We start from the raw sequence: 23912 nt of genomic DNA, 5'->3' as shown, positions 1-23912 counted from the left end.
TGCGGGGCCGTGACGCTGCCTGTTCCCTTCATCAAGATGCACGGTCTCGGCAATGATTTTGTCGTGATCGACGCGCGGACAGCGCCGGTGCCGCCCATCACCGCAAAGTTGGCGCGGGCGCTGGCTGACCGGCACACCGGGATCGGTTGCGATCAACTCGTGCTGCTGGAGCCCAGCGAGACCTGCGCTTTCCGCATGCGGATCTTCAATTCGGACGGCGGCGAAGTGGAAGCCTGCGGCAATGCATCGCGGGCGGTTGCCCTGCTGCACGGCGAGCCGGTGACGATCGAAACCGGCGGCGGGCCGATTGCACTGGAACCGGAAACAGGCGGCGCGCGGGTCGACATGGGCAAGCCGCGGTTTGAATGGGACGCGATCCCGCTTGCCTATGCGATGGATACCTTCTCCATGCCCGTCGGCTGGGATAGCCTCGATGCGCCGATGGCGGTCAATGTCGGCAATCCGCATGTGATATTCTTCGTCGAGGATGCCGCCGCGGTGCCGCTCGAGACGCTCGGCCCGGATATCGAACACGATCCGCTGTTCCCCGAAAGGGTGAACGTCAATGTCGCCAGCCTTGCCGGGCGCGACCACCTTGTCTTGCGGGTGTGGGAACGGGGGGCGGGTCTGACGCGGGCCTGCGGCACCGGTGCCTGCGCTACGGCAGTAGCGGCAATCCGGCGCGGACTGGCAAAGAGCCCGGTTCGCGTCAGCCTGCCTGGCGGCGATCTGATCATCGCATGGGAGCCGCACGGCTCGATCCTGATGAGCGGGCCTGCGGCAGAGAGCTTTCGCGGCAGCTTCGTATGGGAAGATTACGCATGAACGCGCCGCAGATCATCTCGCTCGGCTGCCGCATGAACATCGCCGAAGCTGAGCGCATGCGTGCGATGCTGGCGGGCGAGGAAAATCTCGTCGTGGTCAATTCCTGCGCTGTCACGGGAGAGGCGCTGCGCCAGACCCGGCAAGCGATCCGCCGCGCGCGCCGGGATCATCCCTCAGCGCGCCTTGTCGTCACCGGCTGCGCGGCAGAGATCGACCGCGCGGAAATCGGCGCGATGGTTGAGGTGGACGGGCTGGTTGCGAACGCCGCCAAGCTCGACCCAAGGGCGTGGAACGTGCCCGCCGAGGCACCGCCGCTAGCCCCGGCACGCACCCGCGCCTTCGTCGCGGTGCAGAACGGCTGCGACCATGCCTGTACCTTCTGCGTGATCCCGCAGGGACGCGGGACGAGCCGTTCCCTGACCGTGGCCGCTGTGCTGCGCGAGGTCGAAGCGCATCTGGCAGCAGGTGCAAGCGAAGTCGTGCTCACCGGGGTCGATCTGACCAGCTGGGGGCATGATCTGGATGGCGCGCCCCGGCTGGGCACGCTAGTCGCCGCGATCCTTTCCGCCTTCCCTGCCCTGCCACGCCTGCGCCTGTCTTCGGTTGACGGGGTGGAGATCGACCCTGCCTTGTTCGAGCTGCTGGCGCATGAGGAGCGGGTGATGCCGCATCTCCACCTGTCCTTGCAGCACGGCGCCGACCTGATCCTCAAGCGCATGAAGCGCCGCCATTTGCGCCGCGATGCGGTGGAACTGGTGGGCCGGCTTAAGGCACTACGCCCCGGTATCGCGATCGGCGCCGACCTGATCGCCGGCTTTCCGACAGAGGATGCGACTCACCATGGCGACAACCTGTCGATCATCGACGAGCTTGGCATCGTCCATGCTCACATCTTCCCCTTCTCGCCCCGCCCCGGCACTCCGGCGGCACGGATGCCTCAGGTCGCCCGCGAGGTAGTAAAAGCGCGTGCGACCGAATTGCGTGTCCGCTCGGCCGCGGTCCGCACCGCCTGGCTCCAGAGCCTTGTGGGGGAAAGCCTGCCTGTCCTCGTCGAACGCGACGGCACCGGCTATGCCCCGAATTACGCTCGCGTCGCCCTGCCGGAAGGGGTTTCGGCGGGGGCGATCATTGACGTGACGATCCGCGAGGCCAGGGAGGGCCTGCTCGCATGAGTGAAACCAGCTGGACCCAGCGCATCTTCGGCGGCTTCGCCAAGACCTCCGAACGCCTCACCGCGAACCTTGCGGGTGTAGGCGGCACGGCGAAGCTCGACGATGCGACCTTGGACGAGGTCGAGGACGCGCTGATCATGTCCGACCTCGGCCCCTCGGCGGCAGCGCGCATCCGCGCACGGCTGTCGGACAAGCGCTTCGGCCTCGAAATCACCGCACGCGAACTGAAAGAGGCCGTGGCCGAGGAAATCGCCGCGATCCTGCGCCCCGTCGCCAAGCCGCTAGAAATCACCGCCTTCCCGCGCCCGCAGGTGATCCTCGTGATCGGGGTCAACGGAAGCGGCAAGACCACCACCATCGCCAAGCTCGCCCACCTGTTCCAGGAGGATGACTACGGCGTGCTGCTGGCGGCCGGCGATACCTTCCGCGCTGCGGCCATCGGTCAGCTGGCGACCTGGGCGGAACGCATCGGTGTCGACATCGTGCGCGGGCCGGAAGGCGGCGATCCGGCAGCGATCGTGTTCGATGCCGTAAAACAGGCGACCGACACCGGGATCGACGCGCTTATCGTCGACACGGCAGGCCGCCTCCAGAACAAGAAGGAGCTGATGGAGGAGCTGGCGAAAATCCGCCGCGTTCTCGGCCGGCTCAACCCCGAAGCGCCGCATGATGTGGTGCTGGTGCTGGATGCAACCAACGGCCAGAACGCGCTGTCGCAGATCGACGTGTTCAAGGAGGTGGCGGGCGTAACCGGCCTCATCATGACCAAGCTCGACGGCACCGCGCGCGGCGGCGTGCTGGTGGCGGCAGCGGAACAATATGGTCTGCCCATCCACGCCATCGGCGTCGGCGAGAAGATGGAAGACCTCAGGCCCTTCGACCCCGATCTGGTAGCCCGCGTGATCGCGGGGGTGGCGTGATGAGCGAGAGCGAAGGCAAGAAAGCCGCCTCGAGCTGGCTCAACGTCGCGGTCGATTACGGCCCGCTGCTGGTATTCCTCGGCGTCTACCGCTGGATGTCGCCGGAAGAGACAAGCGCCGGGGGCGAGCTCATTGCCATCACATATGGCACCGGTGCCTTCATGGTCGCCGCGGTGGCCGCGCTGGTATTCTCCAAATGGCGGCTGGGCAAGGTTTCGCCGATGCTGTGGTTCTCGACTGCGCTGATCGTCGGCTTCGGCAGCCTTACCATCTTCTTCGGCGATCCGACCTTCGTGCAGATCAAGCCAACCATCATCTATGCGACTTTCGGCGTCGCTTTGCTCGGCGGGTTCTTCGCCGGCAAGGCGCTGCTCAGGATCCTGCTCGAAGCCGCTTTCGAAGGCCTCTCGGACGCGGGCTGGCTCAAGCTGTCGCGCAACTGGGGCGTGTTCTTCCTGTGCCTTGCCGGGCTGAACGAGATACTTCGGGCCCAGCTCGATTTCGAAGGCTGGCTATGGGCCAAGTTCTGGGTGTTTCTGCCGCTGACCTTCCTGTTCACCTTCAGCCAGATCCCGATGCTGCTGAAGCACGGGCTCAGCTTTGAAGAGCGCGACGAGCCGCTCAAGAACGAGCCGCCGACGGGGAGTTAGCGCCAGGTCCTGCGATCCTTCGCGAAGCGGGTGAGTGGCATAAGCGCGGCAGGCAAGGCTCCAGCTATTGCCAGCGCTAAAGTCACGTAATTGGCACCGAGCCCAAACTCCGCTCGTTCGAAGAAAAGGAGTCCGCCCATCCACAGAACCGAAGCGGTGGCACCCAAGGCGACCGTCGCCGCGAGGCTGCGCCTCGATCCCCAATGCCGGAAGACGAACTCAAAGCCTGCCGCCGTCACGAAGGCAGGAGCTGCTCCCGCCGTATAGATGAAGGGCAACAATCCGAAACCGAGGAACAAGCCAAACAATGGGATGATCGTCAGAATTCCGAAGATCGGATAGCCCAGCAGCGGCAACACCGCTGTCCAGCCCAGCACGAGCAGCAATCGGAAGGCCACGTTCTTCATAGCCCGGCGGCTGTAGGGCAAAGCTATTAAGTCGCTCCTAAAGCGCCTAAATCTCCACCTGACTCCCCAGCTCCACCACACGGTTGGTGGGGAGCTTGAAGAAGTCCATCGCGCTCGCCGAATTCCTCAGCAGCCACGCGAAGATCTTCTCGCGCCACAGCGGCATCGCCGGCTTTTCCGAAGGCAGCAGGGTCTGGCGGGACAGGAAAAAGCTGGTGTGCATCATGTCGAATTCGCCGCCGCAGCGCTGCATCTTCTTGAGGCCGAGCGGCACGTCGGTTTCCTCCATGAACCCGTAATTCAGCACCGAACGGTAGAACCCGTCGCCCAGATCGGTCATCGTGCAGCGCGCCTCGGGATCGACATAGGGTTCATCGACGATGTTGATGGTGAGGATCACCACGCGTTCGTGCAGCACCTTGTTGTGCTTGATGTTGTGCAGCAGCGCGCTCGGCACGCCCGCCGTGCTCGATGCCATGAAGATCGCCGTGCCGGGCACGCGCACGGCGGAATTCTTGGCCGACTTGGCGAAGATTTCCAGCGGCAGCGCGCTTTCGCTCATCCGCTCGCGCATCAGCTTGCGCCCGCGCGCCCAGGTGGTGAGCAGGGTGAAGGCAACGAGGCCCACGACCAGCGGGAACCAGCCTCCGGCGGCAACCTTGGTGAGGTTGGCGGCAAAATAGGCACCGTCGACAATCAGGAACAGCAGCACGACCGGCGCCGCATACCACCAGCGCCATTTCCAGACGCCTACCAGCAGCACCGCCATCAACAGGGTGTCGATCGTCACCGCCCCGGTCACCGCGATACCATAGGCATTGGCAAGGTTGGACGAGGTCTGGAAGGTCAGAACCAGCACGATCACTGCGACCATCAGCGCCCAGTTGACCACCGGGATGTAGATCTGCCCGCCTTCCGTCTCGGAGGTGTGGCGGATATTGAGGCGGGGGATATAGCCCATCTGGATCGCCTGATGGGTAATCGAGAAAGCGCCCGAAATCACCGCCTGGCTGGCGATGAAGGTCGCCACCGTGGCCAGCAGCACCAGCGGCAGGCGCCATTCCTCGGCGGCGAGGAAGAAGAACGGATTGAGGATCGCCTGCGCAGCCTGTTCGGGCGGCAAGCCGATGATCATCGCTCCCTGCCCGAAATAGTTGAGGAGCAGGCAGGGCATGACAAAGCCGAACCAAGACAGGCGCATCGGCCCGCGCCCGAAATGGCCCATGTCGGAATAGAGCGCCTCCGACCCCGTGACCGCCAGCACCACGCTGCCCAGCGCGAGGAAAGCGAGCCAACCGTCGAGGATGAAGAAATTGATCGCGTGCCAGGGGTTCAATGCCCAGAGGATCGCAGGGGTCTGGACGATCTGCCATGTGCCAAGTGCCGCGATCACCGAGAAGTAGACGATCATCACCGGCGCGAACAGCGCGCCGACCTTGGCAGTGCCGCGCTTCTGGATGACGAACAGGAACACCAGCAGCACAAGCGCGATCGGGATCACGAAGCGCTCGAAGCGGGTATCGACCACGCGCAACCCCTCGACCGCCGAAAGCACCGAGATGGCCGGGGTGATCATGCTGTCCCCGTAGAACAGGCTTGTGGCAAACACGCCCAGCAGCACCGCCATCCAGCCATATTTCGACTGCGAGATGCTGCGCGAAATGAGCGCCACCAGCGCCAGCGATCCGCCCTGCCCCTTGTTGTCGGCGCGCATCAGGATGGTGACATACTGGATCGAGACGACCAGCGTCATCGACCAGAAGATCAGGCTGACCACGCCCAGCACATGCGCATTGTCGAGCGCCAGCGGATGGGCGCCGGCAAAGGTCTCGCGGAAGGCGTAGAGCGGGCTGGTACCGATGTCGCCGAACACGATCCCGATCGCGCCCACGGCAAGCGCGGCCTTGGATGCACTGTGGCTCTTGCCGCCGGGAGGCGGCTGATGGGCAGGCGCTGCGGTATCGTTCATCTCAAGCGGATTTCCCGTCTGGCCGGTACTGCCCATCTCGCCGGTGCGACTCCGGCAGGTGAGGCGGCGCGCCTAGCACTGTCCGTTCGCACCTGCAACACGGCGCAGGAGGTCGATACGTACAAGACACAGGCGGTTCACTGTCCCTGAAGCATCGGCGCGCGCGCGATCATGTCGTCGAGCCGGGCAACATCCGCCTCCAGCCCCTCGCGCCAAGGGGCATCTGCGGGCGTATTCGCAAGCAGCCCCGCCCAGACATTGCGCGCCGCGACAATTTCGCCGCTCTGGAGATAGGCCGAGCCGAGGAAATACTCCGCTCCCGGATTGTCGGGTTTAAGCGCCTTGGCGCGCCCGAAGGCCTGAACCGCAGCCGGCGTCACGAAGCCGTCGGCATGACCGACCAGCGCGAGGCCAAGCGCCAGCCAGCCCTCCACGTGTTCGGGATTCTCCTCCAGCCCTTTGCGCAGCAGGCCGGCCGCATCGCCGAAACGCCCGCGCCGCGCAAAGGCATCCGAGGTCAGCAAGTAGTCGGGCGGCGGCCGGGTGCGGTCGAACAGCGCAGCGCGGCCTTCCACCATCGCCTCGCCCTGAGTGGAGGCCTGCACTTGCTGCGGCTTGGGGGAGGCAGGCTGTCCGGGAGAGCCCTGCCAAGCATAGCCGGCGAGGCCGAAGATCAGGACGGCGCCGAACAGCGCCAGCCCCTCGCGCGGGAGGCGCAGCAGGAACGCCGCAAGCGCAAAGGCCGCGAGCGCGAGCGCGCCGATCGCCAGCCAGCCCTCGATCATTCGCCCGCCTCCGCGCCCGTCTCGCCGCGCCGGCGACCGAGCCGCCGGAGCAGCACGCCCGCGCCGATCAGGATGACCAGCAGAGGAATGGCAAAGAGCGGCCAGGTGGTGGCGCTGACCGTCGGCTCGTAGCTGACATAGTCGCCATAGCGCGCCACCAACCAAGCGCGGATCTGGTCGGGGCTCTCGCCCGCCAGGATGCGGCTTCTTACCTGATGGCGCATGTCGCCCGCCATCGGGGCATCGGAATCGGCGATGCTCTGCGACTGGCACTTGAGACAACGCAGCGTGTGCATCAACGCACTCGCCTCGGCCTCGAGCGCCGGGTCTTCGAGCTGGGTATAGGCATAGGGCGCAGGCGGCATGGTGTCCTGCCCAAGAGCAGGAACCGCGCCCGGCAGGGCGAGAAGCGTAAGCAGCAGGGCCAGAACCGAGCGGATCATTTCGCCTTCTCCAACTCGGCGAGCAGTACCGCCACGTCGTCTGCGCGGATATCGCCGATATGCTGGTAGCGGATCACACCCTCGCCATCGATCACGAAGGTTTCCGGCACGCCCGACGAACCGATCGCCAGCTGCACCTCGGAAATGCGGTCGCTGCCGATGCGGGTATAGGGATTGCCGTAGCGGGCGAGAAAGCGGGCGACATCTTCGGGCCGGTCGCGAATGGCGATGCCGATGATCTCGACCCCTTGCGCCTTGAGCGCCTCAAGCTGCGGCGCCTCCGCGATGCAGGGCAGGCACCAGCTTGCCCAGATGTTGAGCAAGCGTGGTCTGCCCCCGGCGAAGTCTGCCTTGGCCGCGCCAGGCAGGCCGCCGAAGGCCGGATCAAGCGCAAAATCGGGCAGCGGTTCGCCGATCATCGTGCTTTCGACGAACTGGTCCTTGGGTTGGGTCAGCATATAGCCGGCCAGTCCCGCGAAGAAGGCGAACAGGGCCAGAGGCACCCACAGCCAGAGACGGGTCTTCATGGCGGGCCTACTCCGCCGGCTGCGCTTCGAGCGCTTCGAGATCGGCGCGGCGCGCGTCGGCCTTGGCGACAGCGCTGCGGCGCTTCACATCGACCCGCACCCGGCCCGCAATCGCCAGCACACCGCCCAATGCGATCAGCAGCCCGCCATACCAGATGAAGGTGACAAAGGGCTTCCACCAGACGCGGATCTGCCAGCGCCCGTCCTCGGCCTGATTGCCGATAACGGCATAGAGCTGCCCGTCCCAGCGGGTCAGCAGCGCGCTTTCGCTCGTGGCCTGCGGAGGCGACCAGAAATTGCGCGCCTGCGGAGCGAGGATGACCGGCGCACCGCCATTCTGACTCACCGCCAGACGCGCCTCGAGCGCTGTCCAGTTCGGCCCGGCAACCGGCGTTACGCTTTCGAGCGTGACGCTGAAATCGCCAACCTGTTCGGTCCCGCCCGGCGCTACGGCCGCGAGGCGCTCCTCGGTGAAGGCGCCCTCGCAGGCCATGCCGAACAGCGAGACCGCGACCCCGAAATGGGCAATGACCATGCCCCATGTCGCCACCGGCACGCGGGTCAGCTTGCGCCCGCGCAGCGGCAGGATCGCAGCCACCGCCAGCGCGGCGGCAAGGCCAAGGCCGAGCAGCGGCAGGAAGGGGAAGCTGCCGAAGAAGGACACCGCCGCGATCACGCCGATCAGCAGCGCGGCGACCAGCATCACCTCGAACTGGATGCGTGCCGGCTTGTCGTCCTTCCAGCGCAGGATCGGGCCGACCGCCATGACGAGAAACATCGGCACCGCGAAGATCGCGCTAGCCGGATTGAAATAGGGCGGACCGACGCTGACGCGCACATTGAAGGCCTCGGTCAGCAGCGGGTAGAGCGTGCCGAGCAGCACGATCGCAAGGATCGCGGAAAGCATCACGTTGTTGAACACCAGCGCGCCCTCGCGGCTGACGGCGGCAAAGCGCTTGCCCTCGGCCACTGCCCCGGCACGCAGGGCAAAGATCGTGAAGGCCCCGCCGATGTAGAGCCCCAGTAGCGCCAGGATGAAGCTGCCGCGTTCCGGATCGACGGCAAAGGCATGGACGCTGGTGAGCACGCCCGAGCGCACGAGGAAGGTGCCGAGCATCGACATCGAAAAGGCCAGCACGCCGAGCATGATCGTCCACGTCCGAAGCGCATCGCGCGCGGCCAGCACGCTCACCGAATGCATCAGCGCGGTCGCCGCCAGCCATGGCATGAAGCTCGCGTTCTCGACCGGGTCCCAGAACCACCAGCCCCCCCAGCCGAGCTCGTAATAGGCCCAGTAGCTGCCCGCCGTGATCCCCAGCGTCAGCAGCACCCACGCGCCCAGCACCCAGGGGCGCATCACGCGGGCGAAGTTCGGATTGACCTCACGCGTCAGCAGCGCCCCCATGGCGAGGCTGAAGGCGACCGAAAGCCCGACATAGCCTGCATAAAGCGTGGGCGGATGGATCGCGAGGCCGATGTCCTGCAGCAGGGGATTGAGCCCCGTACCCTCTACCGCAGGCACCGGTAGCCGCTCGAAAGGGTTGGAGGACAACAGCAGGAAGGCATAGAAGCCGAGCGCAACGAAGCCCTGCACCGCCAGCGTCGCGCCCATCGTGTTTTGCGGCAAGCGCTTTTCAAACGCTGCCAGCAGCCCGCCCGACAGCGCCAACACGCCCACCCACAGCAGCATCGACCCCTCGTGATTGCCCCAGGTCCCGGTCAGCTTGTAGATCAGCGGTTTCATCGAATGGGAATTGGTGGCGACCAGCTTGATCGAAAGATCGGTGATCGCGAAGGCCCACAACAGCATCAGGAAGGCGAGCACCGCCAGCACGGCCTGCACGATGGCGGCAGGCCGGGCATAGATCGCCAGCGGATCAACCGCACCTTCGCCCGCGCGCAGCGCCGCCGCGCCCGATACCATCTGCAACACCGCCAGCGCCGCAGCGAGCCACAGGGCGGCAAGACCGATTTCGGCGATCATCGCGCAATCCCTCGCCCGCTAGCGCTCACTGGACGAGGCCTACCGTCGTCTCGGCCGCGACCTTGGCGGCCTGTTGGGTCCCCATGCCTTCAAGCTCCTTGGGCACGTAATTCTCGTCATGCTTGGCGAGCAGGTTGGTGGCGAGGAACACGCCGTCGGGCCCAAGGCTGCCTTCGGCGACCACACCCGAACCTTCGACGAACAGATCAGGCAGGATGCCGCTGTAGCGCACGGGAATGGCATCGGCGGTGTTGCCGGTAACCATGAAATTGACCGTCACCCCGTCCGCCTCGGTCCTAATCGAGCCGGGCTGCACCATGCCGCCGAGCCGAACCGCCTGACCGATGTCGGGCGGAGTCGCTGCCATCTGTTCGGGCAGATAGAAATAGTTCGCCTGGTTGCGCAGCGACCAGGCCGCGAGCAACCCCGCGCCGACAATCGCCAGCAAGGCGATCACAACCAGCACGAGACGTTGATGCTTGGCCTTCATCGCATGTGTCCTCTCAACGCCGCCGCATCGCATCGCGCCGGGCCTCGGCGTTGACCATCGTCCGCCACGCCCAGAGCGCAAGCACCGCGAGCGCCACCAGCCCCACCCCGTAGGCGAGAGCGACGAAATCCCACTGGGCCAGTTCCTCGCGCATCAGGCCTGCTCCATCACGGCCGCCGCACCCGCCAGCGGCACATCATCATCGAGCGCCCGCCGCCGCAACCGCGCCTCGACCTGGGCGTCGGCAATCAGGGCGCGCATCCGCATCAGCACGATCCCGCCGAACAGCAGGGAAAAGCCGATAACCGCCACCAGCAGCGGCGTCAGATAGGCCGCGTCGATCGCGCTCTTACCCATGGTAATGCTCGGCGGCTGGTGGAGCGAGTTCCACCATACCACCGAACGGTTGATGATCGGCACGTTGACAGCGCCCACCAGCCCGAAAATCGCGGCGATCTTGGGCGTGGTGCCCTCGCGGCTCGCGGCCTGGGTCAGCGCAATATAGCCGGCGTAGAGGAACAGCAGCACCAGCATGCTGGTCAGCCGTCCGTCCCATTCCCACCATGTACCCCACGTCGGCCGGCCCCAGATCGAGCCGGTGGCAAGGCAGACCGCACAGAACACCATGCCCGGCAGCGCGATCGCGCGCGCGGCAATGGCGGCCAGCGGATGCTTCCAGATCAGCAGCATGGCCGAGGAAATCGCGATCCCCGTCCAGCCGCCCATGCCCAGCCATGCAGCCGGCACGTGGATGAACAGGATACGCACCGTTTCGCCCATCAGCCGGTCGGGCGGCACGAAGAACAGACCCCACGCCATCGCGCCGAGCGCCAGCGAAAGCCCGCTCCAGAAGCAAAGCGGCATCAGCCACTTGGCAAGAGCGAGGAATCGGGTGGGGTTGGCGTAGATGTGCATAAGCGTTCGGGTCTGGCGGGGCTTGTAGCCTTACACCGGGCGGGGACAAGACTGCAATTGACGCAAGGGACAATTCGTTCCCGCGCAACCTGCCACCGCAACGCGCCGCGTCAGCCGCTCCCGATCAGCTGCGTCCGATAAGTTTCTGGGCCATCCGGTCGGCGACCACGTCGGACGAGATGCCGGTCGCATCGCTTTCCTGCCAGATAGTCTCAAGCCGTTCGGGGATCTGGGCGAGACGCTTGCGCACCTCGTTGATGTCGGCCGGCGCGCCCTCGGCCCGGGCGAGATATTCGAGCGCGACCGAAATGATCCCGCCCGCGTTGATGACATAGTCGGGCGCATAGAGGATTCCGCGCCCTGCCAGCAGCGCGCCATGCTCTGCCTTCGCAAGCTGGTTGTTCGCCCCGCCGGCCACAATCGCGCAGTCGAGCCGGGCAATGCCCTCTTCGTCGAGAATCGCACCGAGCGCATTGGGACTGAACACATCGCAGCCAACCGACATGATCGCCTCGGAGGCGACCACATTTGCGCCAAGTTCACGCGCGAGATCAGCCGCACGCTCGGCATGGATATCGGCAAGGGTCAGCTTCGCGCCGTCCTGTGCCAGCAACCGTGCTACCCCGCTTCCGACAGAGCCGGTGCCCTGCACCGCGACATGCACGCCCGCGAGACTGTCCCTGCCCAGCTTGTGGCGCACCGCAGCCTTGATACCGTGATAGATACCGATTGCGGTGAACGGCCCCGGATCTCCGCCCGCGCTGCCCTCACCGGCCACCGGAAGACCGGAAACATAGGCTGTGCGCTGCGCGACCGCGACCATGTCGGCCTCGGTGATGCCGACATCCTCGGCGGTGACATAGCGCCCGCCCAGCGCATCGACGGCATCGCCGAAGGCGGCAAGCATTCCGGGGGTCTTGGTGCGCTGGCTGTCCCCAAGGATAACCGCCTTGCCGCCACCCATCGGCAGGCCCGCCATGGCGTTCTTGTAGCTCATCCCGCGCGACAGCCGCAGCGCATCGCGCATGGCTCCGGCGGGATCGGGATAGTTCCAGAAGCGGGTGCCGCCCGCTGCCGGGCCGCAATGGGTCGAATGGATCGCAATGATCGCCGTCAGCCCGCTTGCCCGGTCATGCACCAGTTGCACGCATTCGTGTTCATCGAAATCCGGCTCGGCCCAGAAAGCGGTCATCTGCTTTTCCCCGTTTCGGGCGCAGGACAATCGGCATGACGGGGGAAGGAAGATGGGGCGATCGACGGGGTTCGAACCCGCGACCTCCGGTACCACAAACCGGCGCTCTAACCAACTGAGCTACGATCGCCACACGCCCCTGCCCGAAAACAACCCGTCCGGTCGCTGCCAAGCCCGCGCGAAGAACGCGCGATGTACGCAAGGCACGCGCCCGGTCAAGTGCGGTTTGGGCGGGCTCGCGCCTCTTGCACAAAGCCCCGTGAATGGGAAGTGAAAACTGCGTCAACGCCACGTGAGCGCAAGATTGTTGCGCGGGCTGCGAGAGCATTGCGCAGTCGCGGAGCCCGACTATCCTTGCGCCCCATGAAACTGACCAACGAATCCGTTGCAAGGCGCCTTGACGAACAGGCCGGTCTGCAGCGCCTGCCGAGCGATCGCTTGCAACTGTTCCAGATGCGCGGTTTCTGTCCACCGGACCTGTGCGCGGAGCTGATCGCGCTGATCGAGCGGGATCGCCGCCCCTCGACCATCGCCGACGACAATGGCGATGCCTATTTCCGCACCAGCGAGACCTGCGACCTTGCTGCCGATCTGCCCGCAGTGCAGCGGATCGAGACGATGCTGACGCAGCTTTGCGGCATCCCTCCGATGTTCGGCGAACCGCTTCAGGGACAGCGCTATGCCGAAGGGCAGGAGTTCAAGCCGCACACGGATTATTTCACTCCGGGCGGACGCGACTTCGAACGCTTCTGTTCGCTTTCCGGCAACCGCACCTGGACCTTCATGATCTATCTCAATGACGTCGCCGCTGGAGGGGCTACGCGGTTCAAGATGGCTGGAAAGACCTTTCAACCCGAAGAGGGAAAATTGCTGTGTTGGAACAACCGCTTGCCTGGCGGCGGGGTCAATGCGGCGACGCTCCATCACGGGATGAAGGTGCGCAAGGGCGTCAAATATGTGATAACCAAATGGTATCGGGAAAAGCCATGGAGGGGCTGATGAACGAGTTTGCTGGAATCGAGGAACAACTGAAGGCGCGGCTGGCCGACATCATGGGGCGCAGCCGGGAGATCGAAGATGATCTGCGCCATCCGCTCGACGATGATCTGGAAGAACAAGCCATCGATCTCGCCGATGACGAGGCACTGGAAGGCATCGACGATGTCCTCCTTGCCGAAGCGCGGCAGATCCGCTTTGCGCTCGCCCGGATCGCCAACGGCACTTACGGCACCTGCGCCAATTGCGGCGAGGCGATCGCGCCGGAGCGGCTCAAGGCCCGCCCGATCGCGACCCGCTGCATCAAGTGCGCGGCGTAAAACGAAAAAGGCGACCCCGTCGGGCCGCCCTCCTCGTTGCGGCCCGCAGGCCGCGCAGCTTGTAGCGTCGCTTACTTCTTGAGGGAAAGCCCGCCGAAACGCTTGTTGAACGCGGCCACGCGGCCACCTTCCGACACCTGCTGACGCCCGCCGGTCCAGGCCGGGTGGCTCAGGGGGTCGATTTCAAGCGACATCACGTCGCCTTCCTTGCCCCAGGTCGAGCGGGTCTGATACTCGGTGCCATCGGTCATCTTGACCGTGATCATGTGGTAGTCGGGGTGCCCTTCGGCCTTCATGACGTATTCCTTTGCAGCAAGGCGCCGGTTCCGACCGGCACAGCTATGAAATGGAGAAGGCGCGCGCCTAGTCGGAAACGTGCCGCATTGCAACCTCAGATATTCGCCTAACCATCGGTCGCGCCAGCGACTGCAAGGGCGACCGCCCGCCCGCAGCGGGCGCAGCTATGCTGCGCATCTAGCGAGGACCGCACCCGCGGAGGCGGATGCGGAAATCACACAGCATCCGTCATCATCGCGGTGAATTCGACCTCGCAGGTGGTCTTGCCCTCCACGCTCGCCACACCCTTGAACTTGTAGACGCGGCTGCGCTTCTGGGTGAATTCCACGTTGAGGTCGAGCAGGCAGCCGGGCGTCACCGGAGCGCGGAACTTGGCGTTCTCGATCCCCATGAAAATGACGAGCTTGCCCGTCCCCGCCAGTTCCATCGTCTCGATCCCGAGGATGCCGGCGGCCTGCGCCAGCGCCTCGATCTGGAGAACGCCGGGCATGATCGGGGCGCCGGGGAAATGGCCCTGGAAGAACTGCTCGTTCATGCTCACGGCCTTGACCGCATGAATGCGCTCGCCGAGCGTCATTGCCTTCACCCGGTCGACCAGAAGGAGCGGATAACGATGCGGCAAGGCCTTGAGGATCTTGCTGATATCGTAGTCCAGCGCGGCAGGAGCCGCGTTTTCAGCCTCGCTCATCGCTTGCTCTCCCGCGGGCAGGATGCGGCAGGCCTCAACGGCCCGCCGGCGCCTGCTGGTTGCCCTGCTGCTGCTGTTGCTGGCGCTGCTGGAGAAGCTGCGCGGTCATCAGACGCTGCTGGATGTCCTGATAAAGCTGCACGCCTTCGCGGCTCGGCTGCCAGCCGGACGGCGGGACGATCCCTACCGAGGGTACCTTGGCGTTGAGGGACGTGGTCACGGCCTGAGTGATATCCGCCTCGGGAACAGCGAAGAGCAGCGAGCCCGGATCGATCACCAGCTTGACCTGCTGCTGCGTGACGACTTCCTGCAGAGCCGCGCCATACTGGACGATGATCTGCTCGATCGCGTAGATGCGCGCGGCATCGATCTGGCTGGTAAGGCCCTGGATTTCCTGTTCCAGTGTCTGCAGCTTGGTGAAGTCGGGCGAATTCTGCTTGGCCTGAAGTTCGGCATCGTCGACCTGCTTATCGCCATTGGTATCGAACGTCTGCAGCAGGGTCTGGCGCTCTTGCGCCTTGGTGCGCCGGAGTTCGTTCTGCTGGGCATAGGTCGTGTTGACCTGTTCGTAAGCCGTCTGGAATGCGGTGCTGCCGATCACCGTGCGCGAGATGTCGACGGTGGCGATACGCCCTTCGACCTGGGCATTGGCGGGCAGCGCGGCAAGCGCGCACAGCGCGACACCGGCCGAAGCGGCGAACTTGGAGAAGATGGTCATCAGAATTGTGTTCCTACGTTGAATGTGAAAGTTCGCTCGTCATCGCCCTCGACCTTGCGGATGGTCTGGGCGAAGTCGATGCGGAAGGGGCCGAAAGGTGAATTCCAGTTGACCCCGATGCCCGCCGTAATGCGCGGGCTCGGCGAATCCCCGAAGAAGAATTCGCGGAAGTTGCTCCCCTGCTGGATCAGCCTGATGTTGGGCGAGCCGTCGGGTTGGGTCGGATCGGTCGTGATGCCGATCGTACCCGATGTACCCGGCACGCGGTAGAGCTGATTGCCGAGGTCATCAACGATCGGGATGCCGGTTTCGTTGTTGGTCAGGACCGGCGTTTCCACACCCCACAGCGCGCCGACATCGGCCCAGATCGAAGGCCTCAGGCCAAGTTCGCGCGCGCCCGTGCCGAGCGGAATTTCCAGCTCTGCGCGTCCGAGATAGTAGTTCCGTCCGCCGATCGCGTCGTCGCGAACCTGGCGGCGCTGGGTAAGGAAGGTGATGTCGCCCTGGTCATTCAGCACCGGGTTGTTGAACTGATCCAGCACTGAGAAACGGGTCACCACGCGCGGGCCGACACCGCGGATGCGGAAACCGCGGAACTGCGGCTCGCCAAGGAAGAAGCGGTCGGTAAGCAACACGTCGTCGACCCCGGCGCCGGGGCGCTCTTGCAGCGGGATGATGGTGCCGCCTTCGGCCAGGATCGAGAAGATGAAGCCCGAATTGCCGACATTCCAGAACTGCTGCGCCCGGCCGCGGAAGCGGACATAGCGCACATCGCCGCCAAGGCCCGCGAATTCACCGGTAAGCGACACGGTCTTGCCGCGGGTCGGGCGGATGCGCGAATTCAGGGAGTTGTAATTGAGGCTGATCCCCAGAATCGAGCTAAGACGCGTGCCGAGCGCGTCGCACAGGAACCGGCCCGCGCGCAGCGGATCGCACTCGAGCGTGCCGTCGCCGTCGAGATCGGAGAAGAACTGGGTCTCGTCCAGCGTCACGTCTTCGTAGTTGAGCGTGTAGCTGCCAACGAGCGACATGTATTCGGTAAGCGGTACGCCCGCCCGCATGGAGAAACCGGTGGTCGATTGCCGGAAGGTCGTATTGCGATCGCGGTTTGTGAAGTTGAAGCTGTTGAAATCGCGCCGGTAGATATCGATACCGGCCGAAATGTTCCGATCGAACAGATAAGGCTCGGAAAAGCTGATCTGTGCCGAGCGCGAGAACTGCGAGTAGTTGACCGAAAGCCCGATCGTCTGCCCGCGTCCGCGGAAATTGCGCTGGCGGATGGAGCCGGCGAGGATGAACTGCTCGATCGACGAAAAACCAGCCGAGAACTGCAATTCGCCGGTCGGCCGCTCTTCGATATTGGCTTCAAGCACGATGCGGTCTGGCGCGCTGCCTTCGACCTGGGTGACCTCGAAGTTTTCCTGGAAATAGGCCAGCGAGTTGATGCGCGCCGTGGTGCGCAGCACGCCGAGCGAGTTGAACGCATCGCCTTCCGCCAGACGGAACTCGCGGCGCACGACCTTGTCCTGGGTCAGGGTGTTGCCGTTGATGTCGACCCGTTCGACATAGACGCGCGGCGCCTCGCGCAGGATGAACGTGATGTTCATCGTCAGGTCGTCCTTGTTGGCCCGGAAGCGCGGCTGCACATCGGCAAAGGCATAACCGAAACGGCCCGCAAGCTCGGTCAGCTGTTCGACCGTGTCTTCGACCGTCTTGGCGTTGTACCAGTCGCCGCCCTTCATCGGCAGATTGGCGCTCATGGTATCGCTGTCGAAGTCGCGCAGCTGGCTGTCGACCTCGACATTGCCGAACTTGTAGCGCTCACCCTCTTCCACCACGTAGGTGATGATGAAGTCCTTCTGGTCCGGGGTGAGTTCGGCCACTGCCGAAACGACGCGGAAATCGGCGTAGCCTTCGGTCAGGTAGAACTGGCGCAGCTTCTGCTGGTCGAACGCCAGACGATCGGGATCGTAGCTCGTGTTCGAGCTGAAGAAGCTGGTCAGGCGCGCCTGCTTGGTCACCATCTCGCCGCGCAGTTCGCCATCGGAGAACTTCTCGTTGCCGAGAATGTTGATCTGGCGGACCTTGGACTTGGGGCCCTCCGAAATCTCGAAAACGATATCGACGCGGTTCTGCGGCAGTTGCACCATCTTTGGCTCGACCTGGGCGGCGAAACGGCCCTGGCGCTTGTAGAGCTCGATGATGCGGGCGACATCGGCGCGCACCTTGGAACGGGTGAAAATCTGGCGCGGCGCGAGCTTGATCTCGGGGACGATCTTGTCGTTCTTGAGCCGCTCGTTGCCTTCCAGGACGATACGGTTGATCACCGGGTTCTCGGTCACGGTGATGACGACATTGCCATTGTCGTTGCGGATCGAGAAATTGGCGAAGAGTTCGGTCGCGCCAAGATCCTTGAGCGCCTCGTCCGCCGCGGCTGAGGTATATTCCTGCCCTACGCGCAGGCGGATATAGCTAAGGATCGTGGTGGGCTCGAGCCGCTCGGCACCGACGACGCTGATGGTGCGGATCACGTTGCTCTGCGGCGCGGGGGCCGGAGCCGGATTTTGCTGCTGGCCCGCTTCCTGCGCCAGTGCGATGGCGGGCATGCCGGCAAGGATGGACCCGCAACACAACAGCGCCACCATCCGTCCGGTTCGCGACGGGACGGGACGGTGGCCAATCTGGCTAGTGACCGGCCGGTAGCCCGTCTCGCTCATTCGGTTCATGCAGCTTACGTCCCGTTCAAACCGTCTGTCATTCGCCCTTGCGACCCTGAATGCTTCATATCGAAGCCGTGAAAGGCTGCCTGGGCTCCCTCGGCGAAGCCTCTGCCCCATGTGCCCTGCGCAATCAAGCCGCGAGGCCCTGCATGACGCGCCGAGCCTTGCGCTTTCCACGGCAAACCGATGAACGGCGCTCTGCCGGCGTCAACTGCCGAACAGGGGTAGCGAAAAAAGGTCATTCACCGTCACCACCACCATCAAGGTCAGCACCAGCGCGATGCCGGTGCGGTAGGCCCATTCGGTCGCCCGGGGCCCCACCGGCTTCCGGCGGATCGCCTCGGCCGCGTAGAACATCAGGTGTCCGCCGTCGAGCGCGGGGATTGGCAAGAAGTTGATGAATGCCAAATTAAGCGAAATCAGCGCGGCGAATTCGATGAAGGCCGAGGGCCCGAGGCTCAGCCGTTCGCCGGCCACCTTGCCGATCTTGAGCGGCCCGCCCAATTCCTTGACCGAACGCTGGCCCACGAGGATCTGTTTGATCCCTGTCACCATCATGTCGACCAGCTTGCCCGATTGCTCCACCGCCAGCGGGATGGTCTGGAGCAATGGCACCGGCTCCCATTCGTATTCGAGCTCGTTGGGCGCTGGGCCTACGCCGATCACACCGCGATCGCCCTTGTTGCCGAAACCGTCGTCGGTGTTCTGGCGTCCGATGGTGACCGGCAGGGCCAGTTCGCTTCCGTCGCGCCGCACGGTTATGGTCACCCGTTCGCCGGGATAGAGCGCGATGCGCTGTACCAGTTGCTCGAAGGTCGGCGTCGGCGCACCGTCGACTGCAAGGATCTCGTCGCCCACCGCCATGCCGGCGGCCTGGGCGGTCGAGCCTTCAGAGAAATAGGCTACCGTTACCGCCTCGTCGCTATCGATATAGACCGGCTTGCCCTGAATGGCGAGAAACGCTGCGAGAATGGCGATGGCAACCAGCAGGTTGGTCACCGGCCCGGCCGCGACGATCAGCGCGCGCTTCCACAAGGCGGCGTGCTGGAAGCTGCCTTCCTCTTTTGGCGCATCCGGATCGGGCACGCTGGCGGGGTTCATGTCGCCCTGGAACTGGACATAGCCGCCAAGCGGCAGGGCCGAGAGCTTCCAGCGCGTTCCGTGGCGATCGGTGAAGCCTGCCAGCTCCTTGCCGAAGCCTACGGAAAAGGCCTCAGCCTTGACCCCGAACCAGCGCCCGACAAGCAGGTGGCCGAGTTCGTGAAGCGTTACCAGCGGCCCCAAAAGGAGCGGAAAGCCGATCACGTACATCCAGAAAGGCGGGGTTTCAAACAAGGGCGGAGGTCTCCAGAATCGCAGCCGCGCGGGCGCGCGCGTCGGCATCAAGCGCCAACACGTCCTCGAGCGACTGCGGCGCGGGCGCATTCATGTGCGCAAGTGTTTCCTCGACCATTGCCGCGATCCGGGTGAACCTGATCTGACCGGCCAGAAAGGCCGCGACCGCGACCTCGTTGGCGGCATTGAGGATTGCCGGCGCACCCCCGCCTGCAGCGATCGCCTCGCGGCACAGGCGGGTGGCAGGAAAACGCTCCTCGTCGGGCGGGAAGAAGGTCAGTTCACCGATTGCCGCCAGATCAAGCGGGGCGAGCGGCGTGTCCATGCGCTGGGGCCAGGCAAGGCACGAGGCAATCGGCACGCGCATGTCCGAAGGGCCGAGCTGCGCCAGGGTCGAGCGGTCGCGGAATTCGACCATGGAATGGATCACGCTCTGCGGGTGGACGACAATGCCGAGCTTCTCCAGCCCGACCGGAAAGAGGTGGAAGGCTTCGATATATTCAAGGCCCTTGTTCATCATCGTCGCGGAATCGACGCTGATCTTCGCGCCCATCGACCAGTTGGGATGCGCCACAGCCTGCGCGGGCGTCGCCGCATCGAGCTGCGCCTGCGTCCACGTCCTGAGCGGCCCGCCGCTGGCGGTGAGCGTGATCCGCGCGACATCCTCGATGCGGTTGCCGGCAAGGCACTGGAAGATCGCATTGTGCTCGGAATCGGTCGGCAGCAGCGTCGCGCCGTGGCGGCGGACCGCCTGCATCAGCACATCTCCGGCAGAAACCAGCGCTTCCTTATTGGCGAGCGCCACGGTCCCGCCGCGCTCGACCGCGGCCATGACCGGCCCCAGCCCGGCGCAGCCGACGATCGCCGCCACGGTCATATCGACAGGGCGCGCGGCCGCCTCGCACAAGGCCTTGCGTCCGCCTGCCGCTTCGATCCCGCTTCCCGCCAGCGCGGCGCGCAGTTGGGGCAGGCAGGCCTCATCGCCGACCACCGCCAGCTTCGCACCGAATTCGCGGGCGAGCGCGGCCAGTTCAGCCGCGCTGCCGTTCGCGGTCAGCGCCTCCACCTGCCAGAGATCACGATTGTGGCGCACGAGATCAAGGGTCGATGCGCCGATCGATCCGGTGGCGCCGAGCAGGGTAAGCGAGCGGGTCATTGTTCCATCATCCCAGCAAACGCATGGCGGTTGCAATCACAAACAGCATGAAGAACACCGCGAGGAAGCCGTCGAGCCGGTCGAACAGCCCGCCGTGGCCGGGGATGAGGTTGCTTGAATCCTTCATGCCTGCACGCCGTTTCATCCAGCTTTCGAAGAAATCGCCGGTCTGGGCGACCACCGCGATGACGCTGCCTGCGACCATCGCCAGCCCAAGGCTTGCCGCGTCGTAGCCCGGCGATCCGGCAGCCGGTCCGAAATCGGCCAGTTCGTTGCCGACCGCCACCAGCCCCGCCGCAAGCGCTCCTCCGCCAAGACCCGCCCACGTCTTGGACGGACTGATCCTGGGCGCAATCTTCGGCCCGCCGATCGCGCGCCCGGCGAAATAGGCTCCGGCATCGACCGCAATGATGGGCAGGATATAGCCGACCAGCACTTCAAGCGGCGAATAGCCCAAGCTTTGACCACTCACCGGAAGGAACTGCGCCCCGTTCCTGAGCGCCATCATCGCGAGCGCCGCACCGCCGATATAGATCACGCCCGCAAAGAACCAGATGGTCTCGGAAAGGCCAGAAACGCCGAAGCGGGAGACCAGACGGTTCCATTCCCACAACACGCCCGCCGCCAGCAGGCCGACAAAACCGGTCCACACCCAGCCTCCCAGCCACAGCGCACCGCCGGAAACAACCAGCATCACCACCGCCGAACCGAGCCGGACAGGCAGATCGGACACGTTCTGCTTGCGCACCTCAGCGCCCACCATATCGGCGCTCCCTCCGCGCAAAATCGTCGAGCGCGCGGGCCAGGTGCTGAGGCTCGAAATCGGGCCACAGCGTGTCCACGAACAGCATCTCGGCATAGGCCGATTGCCATAGCAGGAAATTGGACAGGCGGATTTCGCCGCTGGTGCGGATCAACAGGTCGAGCGGGGGCAGATCTGCCGTGTCGAGATGGGCGGCAATGGTATCGATCGTGACCTCGCCGGCGGCTGCCGCCTTGGCCGCGGCGCGCGCGATCTCGTGCTGGCCGCCGTAATTGAGCGCCACCGCGAGCGTCTGCTTGCCGTGGCGTGTCTGCGCCAGCGCGTCTTCCAGCATCGCAACGATATCGGGCGCCAGCGATTGCCAGTCACCGATGATCTTGAGCTTCACATTATTGGCAACGAATTCGGGCAAGTCGGATTTGATGAACCGCCGCATGAGGTTCATCAAATCATCGACCTCGTCTTCGGACCGCTTCCAGTTTTCCGAGGAAAAGGCATAGAGCGTCAGGCATTCGAGGCCGGTCGGCTCGAGGCTGCGCACCAGCCGCCGCACCGCCTCGACCCCGCGCTGGTGGCCGACCGCGCGCGGAAGGCCGCGCTTCTTGGCCCAGCGCCCGTTGCCATCCATGATGATGGCGACATGTCTTGCGCGATGCGAGTCCAAGCCTGTTCCTAACGATCCGGGCTGCCGACCTTACTGGGTCAGGATTTCCTGTTCCTTCTTGGCCGCTGCCTCGTCGGTTTCCTTGACGTAGGTATCGGTCAGCTTCTGGACCTCGTCCTCGGAACGCTTGCGCTCGTCTTCGGAGATTTCCTTCTTCTTTTCGTCGGCCTTGAGGCTTTCCATCGCATCGCGGCGCACGTTGCGGATCGCGATCTTGGCCTTTTCGGCATATTGCCCGGCGAGCTTGGCGAGCTCCTTGCGGCGCTCCTGCGTCAGATCGGGGATCGGCAGGCGCAGGGTCTGGCCGTCGACGATGGGATTGAGACCGAGATTGGCGTGGGCAATGCCCTTTTCCACCGCGATCAGGTTCGACTTGTCCCACACCTGTACGCTCAGCATGCGCGGCTCGGGCGCAGAGACGGTCGCCACCTGGTTCAGCGGCATCATCGAGCCATAGACCTCGACCACCACCGGATCGAGCAGGCTGGTATTGGCGCGGCCGGTGCGCAGGCCCTGCAGATCGCTCTTCAGCGCCTCGACGGCGCCCTTCATGCGGCGCTCGATATCGGCCTTGTCATATTGCGGCATGGGTCAGGCTCCCTTTATCCTGTCAGTTGTCTTGAACGATGGTCTGGACGCCCTTGCCCGCCAGCACGCGCGCAAGATTGCCCTTTTCGCGGATCGAAAAGACCACGATCGGAATCTGGTTATCGCGGCACAGCGCCACGGCAGAGGCGTCCATCACCTTGAGATTGTCGGCCAGCACCTTGTCGTAGGTGACAGTGTCGAACCGCTGCGCCTGCGGGTTGCGCTTGGGGTCGCTGTCATAGACCCCGTCGACGCTGGTGCCCTTGAGCAGCGCGTCGCAGCGCATTTCCGCTGCACGCAGCGCAGCACCGCTATCGGTGGTGAAAAACGGGCTGCCGACGCCTGCGGCGAAAATCACCACGCGGCCCTTTTCCAGATGCCGTTCGGCACGGCGGCGGATCACAGGCTCGCACACCTGGTCCATCTGGATCGCGCTCTGGACGCGAGTGTTCACGCCGAGCTGTTCGAGCGCGTTCTGCATCGCGAGCGCGTTCATGACGGTGGCCAGCATGCCCATGTAGTCGGCCTGCGCGCGGTCCATCCCCTGCGCCGCGCCCGCCATGCCGCGGAAGATGTTGCCGCCGCCGATCACGAGGCAGATTTCGAGGCCCGTCTCCTTGGCCGCCTTCACTTCCTTGGCAAGCTCGGCAACGAAAGCCGGATCGATCCCGAACTGCTGATCCCCCATCAGCACCTCGCCTGAAAGCTTGAGCAACACGCGCTTGATCGGGGGGAGAGGCATAGGTGCAGGATCTCTTCAGCGGAATTGTCGTTGGCGGGCCTTTATCTGCGCTGCGCGGCGATGTGAAGCGAAGAAGCGGCGCTACCATGTCCTTACGGTCATGCGCGGCGTCTACCCAGCCCCCGGACAGCAAGATAAACAAAGGTCGCCGCGAGGAGCACATTGGCGATATTGGCGATCAATCCCGCATCGGCAACGCCCAGGGTGATAAACAGGACAGCGCCAACCGGGATCGCTATTCCTGTCCATCGCGGGAACACACCGCAGCGCCAGATTGCGACGCCGAGCGCAATCATGCCAAACACATTGAGCAGGCCGCCCGCTATGAAATGGGGGTTCTGAGCGGCGAATTCGTTTGGCTCCATCCCCGATTGCATCAGTTGAAGCGGCAACACTACAACGCTGGCCAGACCGACCGATTGCATCACCGTGGCGATAGTGCTCACATTCAAGCCGGTATTGCTCTGCACGCGATGAATGCCCCATACCCCGATGGCCGCGAGAGCGTGATAGGCCGCAGTCAGGTAATAGACGGTCGGCGTCCGGGCGCCGGACAGGGCTTCGACGATGTCGGATACGGCCCAGGCGCCGAACCCGGCGATCGCAAACCACAGCAATAACTTCATAAGCCCGCCCCCAGGAACGG

Annotated in this window: 27 protein-coding genes and 1 tRNA gene; 6 read left to right on the top strand and 22 right to left on the bottom strand. The window is 64.6% G+C overall.

The window, feature by feature from the left end; all coding sequences use genetic code 11:
* Positions 1–15: 15 nt before the first annotated feature.
* From dapF to I603_RS00330, 4 genes are read left to right on the top strand one after another with little or no spacing between them, the layout of a single operon-like run.
* A complete protein-coding gene (gene dapF / locus I603_RS00345) occupies positions 16–825 on the top strand; it encodes a diaminopimelate epimerase (RefSeq protein WP_068862464.1) in 810 nt (269 codons plus the stop codon).
* Positions 822–1997, top strand: coding sequence for a MiaB/RimO family radical SAM methylthiotransferase (locus I603_RS00340; RefSeq protein WP_068861844.1), 1176 nt, complete (start codon positions 822–824; stop codon positions 1995–1997). The genes dapF and I603_RS00340 overlap by 4 nt, the downstream gene beginning before the upstream one ends.
* Complete coding sequence (gene ftsY / locus I603_RS00335) at positions 1994–2917, top strand: signal recognition particle-docking protein FtsY (protein ID WP_068861843.1); 924 nt, start codon at positions 1994–1996, stop codon at positions 2915–2917. The genes I603_RS00340 and ftsY overlap by 4 nt, the downstream gene beginning before the upstream one ends.
* Positions 2917–3567: an inner membrane-spanning protein YciB gene (locus I603_RS00330; RefSeq protein ID WP_068861842.1), complete on the top strand. Its 651-nt coding sequence runs from the start codon at positions 2917–2919 to the stop codon at positions 3565–3567. Before ftsY ends, I603_RS00330 begins: the two co-directional genes overlap by 1 nt.
* Here I603_RS00330 and I603_RS00325 read toward each other — a convergent pair.
* From I603_RS00325 to I603_RS00280, 11 genes are all read right to left on the bottom strand, one after another.
* Positions 3564–3974: a hypothetical protein gene (locus tag I603_RS00325; RefSeq protein ID WP_068861841.1), complete on the bottom strand. Its 411-nt coding sequence runs from the start codon at positions 3972–3974 to the stop codon at positions 3564–3566. The two genes, I603_RS00330 and I603_RS00325, sit on opposite strands and share 4 nt — an antisense overlap.
* 46 nt (positions 3975–4020) lie before the next feature.
* Positions 4021–5943, bottom strand: a complete 1923-nt coding sequence (locus I603_RS00320) for a potassium transporter Kup (RefSeq protein WP_068861840.1) — start codon at positions 5941–5943, stop codon at positions 4021–4023.
* A gap of 137 nt (positions 5944–6080) precedes the next feature.
* A complete protein-coding gene (locus I603_RS00315; RefSeq protein ID WP_068861839.1) occupies positions 6081–6728 on the bottom strand; it encodes a tetratricopeptide repeat protein in 648 nt (215 codons plus the stop codon).
* Entirely contained in the window at positions 6725–7171 is a 447-nt protein-coding gene (locus I603_RS00310) for a cytochrome c-type biogenesis protein (protein WP_084439728.1), read from the bottom strand. The genes I603_RS00315 and I603_RS00310 overlap by 4 nt, the downstream gene beginning before the upstream one ends.
* On the bottom strand, positions 7168–7698 hold the full coding sequence (locus I603_RS00305; RefSeq protein WP_068861838.1) for a DsbE family thiol:disulfide interchange protein: 531 nt from the start codon (positions 7696–7698) through the stop codon (positions 7168–7170). The genes I603_RS00310 and I603_RS00305 overlap by 4 nt, the downstream gene beginning before the upstream one ends.
* A gap of 7 nt (positions 7699–7705) precedes the next feature.
* Positions 7706–9682: a heme lyase CcmF/NrfE family subunit gene (locus tag I603_RS00300; protein ID WP_068861837.1), complete on the bottom strand. Its 1977-nt coding sequence runs from the start codon at positions 9680–9682 to the stop codon at positions 7706–7708.
* Positions 9683–9707: 25 nt separating this feature from the next.
* Positions 9708–10172 carry a cytochrome c maturation protein CcmE gene (ccmE, locus tag I603_RS00295; RefSeq protein ID WP_084439726.1) on the bottom strand — a complete coding sequence of 155 codons (465 nt, stop codon included), beginning with the start codon at positions 10170–10172 and terminating at the stop codon, positions 9708–9710.
* A 13-nt stretch (positions 10173–10185) separates the two neighbouring features.
* Positions 10186–10326 (bottom strand): hypothetical protein, encoded by a 141-nt coding sequence (locus I603_RS14620; protein ID WP_169711374.1) that lies wholly within the window; start codon positions 10324–10326, stop codon positions 10186–10188.
* Complete coding sequence (ccmC, locus tag I603_RS00290; RefSeq protein ID WP_068861835.1) at positions 10326–11087, bottom strand: heme ABC transporter permease CcmC; 762 nt, start codon at positions 11085–11087, stop codon at positions 10326–10328. Before ccmC ends, I603_RS14620 begins: the two co-directional genes overlap by 1 nt.
* Positions 11088–11211: 124 nt before the next feature.
* A complete protein-coding gene (locus tag I603_RS00285) occupies positions 11212–12279 on the bottom strand; it encodes a Leu/Phe/Val dehydrogenase (RefSeq protein WP_068861834.1) in 1068 nt (355 codons plus the stop codon).
* Between the two features lie 53 nt (positions 12280–12332).
* Positions 12333–12409 (bottom strand) — tRNA-His (locus tag I603_RS00280).
* 233 nt (positions 12410–12642) lie between these two features.
* Here I603_RS00280 and I603_RS00275 point away from each other — a divergent pair.
* Positions 12643–13278 (top strand): prolyl hydroxylase family protein, encoded by a 636-nt coding sequence (locus tag I603_RS00275; protein WP_068861833.1) that lies wholly within the window; start codon positions 12643–12645, stop codon positions 13276–13278.
* Positions 13278–13595 (top strand): TraR/DksA family transcriptional regulator, encoded by a 318-nt coding sequence (locus I603_RS00270; protein ID WP_068862462.1) that lies wholly within the window; start codon positions 13278–13280, stop codon positions 13593–13595. Before I603_RS00275 ends, I603_RS00270 begins: the two co-directional genes overlap by 1 nt.
* Positions 13596–13666: 71 nt before the next feature.
* On the opposite strand, the gene rpmE is transcribed toward I603_RS00270, so the two are convergent.
* From rpmE to I603_RS00215, 11 genes are all read right to left on the bottom strand, one after another.
* Positions 13667–13891, bottom strand: a complete 225-nt coding sequence (rpmE, locus tag I603_RS00265) for a 50S ribosomal protein L31 (protein WP_068861832.1) — start codon at positions 13889–13891, stop codon at positions 13667–13669.
* Between the two features lie 215 nt (positions 13892–14106).
* A complete protein-coding gene (gene fabZ, locus I603_RS00260; protein WP_068861831.1) occupies positions 14107–14580 on the bottom strand; it encodes a 3-hydroxyacyl-ACP dehydratase FabZ in 474 nt (157 codons plus the stop codon).
* A 34-nt stretch (positions 14581–14614) separates the two neighbouring features.
* Positions 14615–15298, bottom strand: coding sequence for an OmpH/Skp family outer membrane protein (locus I603_RS00255; protein ID WP_068861830.1), 684 nt, complete (start codon positions 15296–15298; stop codon positions 14615–14617).
* Positions 15298–18015 carry an outer membrane protein assembly factor BamA gene (gene bamA / locus I603_RS00250; RefSeq protein ID WP_084439724.1) on the bottom strand — a complete coding sequence of 906 codons (2718 nt, stop codon included), beginning with the start codon at positions 18013–18015 and terminating at the stop codon, positions 15298–15300. The genes I603_RS00255 and bamA overlap by 1 nt, the downstream gene beginning before the upstream one ends.
* 210 nt (positions 18016–18225) lie before the next feature.
* Positions 18226–19353 (bottom strand): RIP metalloprotease RseP, encoded by a 1128-nt coding sequence (gene rseP / locus I603_RS00245; protein WP_232305202.1) that lies wholly within the window; start codon positions 19351–19353, stop codon positions 18226–18228.
* Entirely contained in the window at positions 19346–20509 is a 1164-nt protein-coding gene (dxr, locus tag I603_RS00240) for a 1-deoxy-D-xylulose-5-phosphate reductoisomerase (RefSeq protein ID WP_068861827.1), read from the bottom strand. The genes rseP and dxr overlap by 8 nt, the downstream gene beginning before the upstream one ends.
* 7 nt (positions 20510–20516) lie before the next feature.
* Entirely contained in the window at positions 20517–21272 is a 756-nt protein-coding gene (locus I603_RS00235) for a phosphatidate cytidylyltransferase (protein WP_068861826.1), read from the bottom strand.
* Positions 21259–21900: a polyprenyl diphosphate synthase gene (uppS, locus tag I603_RS00230; protein ID WP_068861825.1), complete on the bottom strand. Its 642-nt coding sequence runs from the start codon at positions 21898–21900 to the stop codon at positions 21259–21261. Before uppS ends, I603_RS00235 begins: the two co-directional genes overlap by 14 nt.
* A gap of 66 nt (positions 21901–21966) precedes the next feature.
* Positions 21967–22524 carry a ribosome recycling factor gene (frr, locus tag I603_RS00225; protein ID WP_068861824.1) on the bottom strand — a complete coding sequence of 186 codons (558 nt, stop codon included), beginning with the start codon at positions 22522–22524 and terminating at the stop codon, positions 21967–21969.
* A gap of 22 nt (positions 22525–22546) precedes the next feature.
* Entirely contained in the window at positions 22547–23266 is a 720-nt protein-coding gene (pyrH, locus tag I603_RS00220; RefSeq protein ID WP_068861823.1) for a UMP kinase, read from the bottom strand.
* 98 nt (positions 23267–23364) lie between these two features.
* Positions 23365–23892, bottom strand: coding sequence for a hypothetical protein (locus I603_RS00215; RefSeq protein ID WP_068861822.1), 528 nt, complete (start codon positions 23890–23892; stop codon positions 23365–23367).
* Between the last annotated feature and the right edge of the window lie 20 nt (positions 23893–23912).

It is taken from the genome of Erythrobacter dokdonensis DSW-74 (assembly GCF_001677335.1).
Lineage (GTDB): Bacteria > Pseudomonadota > Alphaproteobacteria > Sphingomonadales > Sphingomonadaceae > Erythrobacter > Erythrobacter dokdonensis.
The sequence above is the reverse complement of the archived record's forward strand: the minus strand, read 5'-3'. Positions and strand labels throughout refer to the sequence as shown.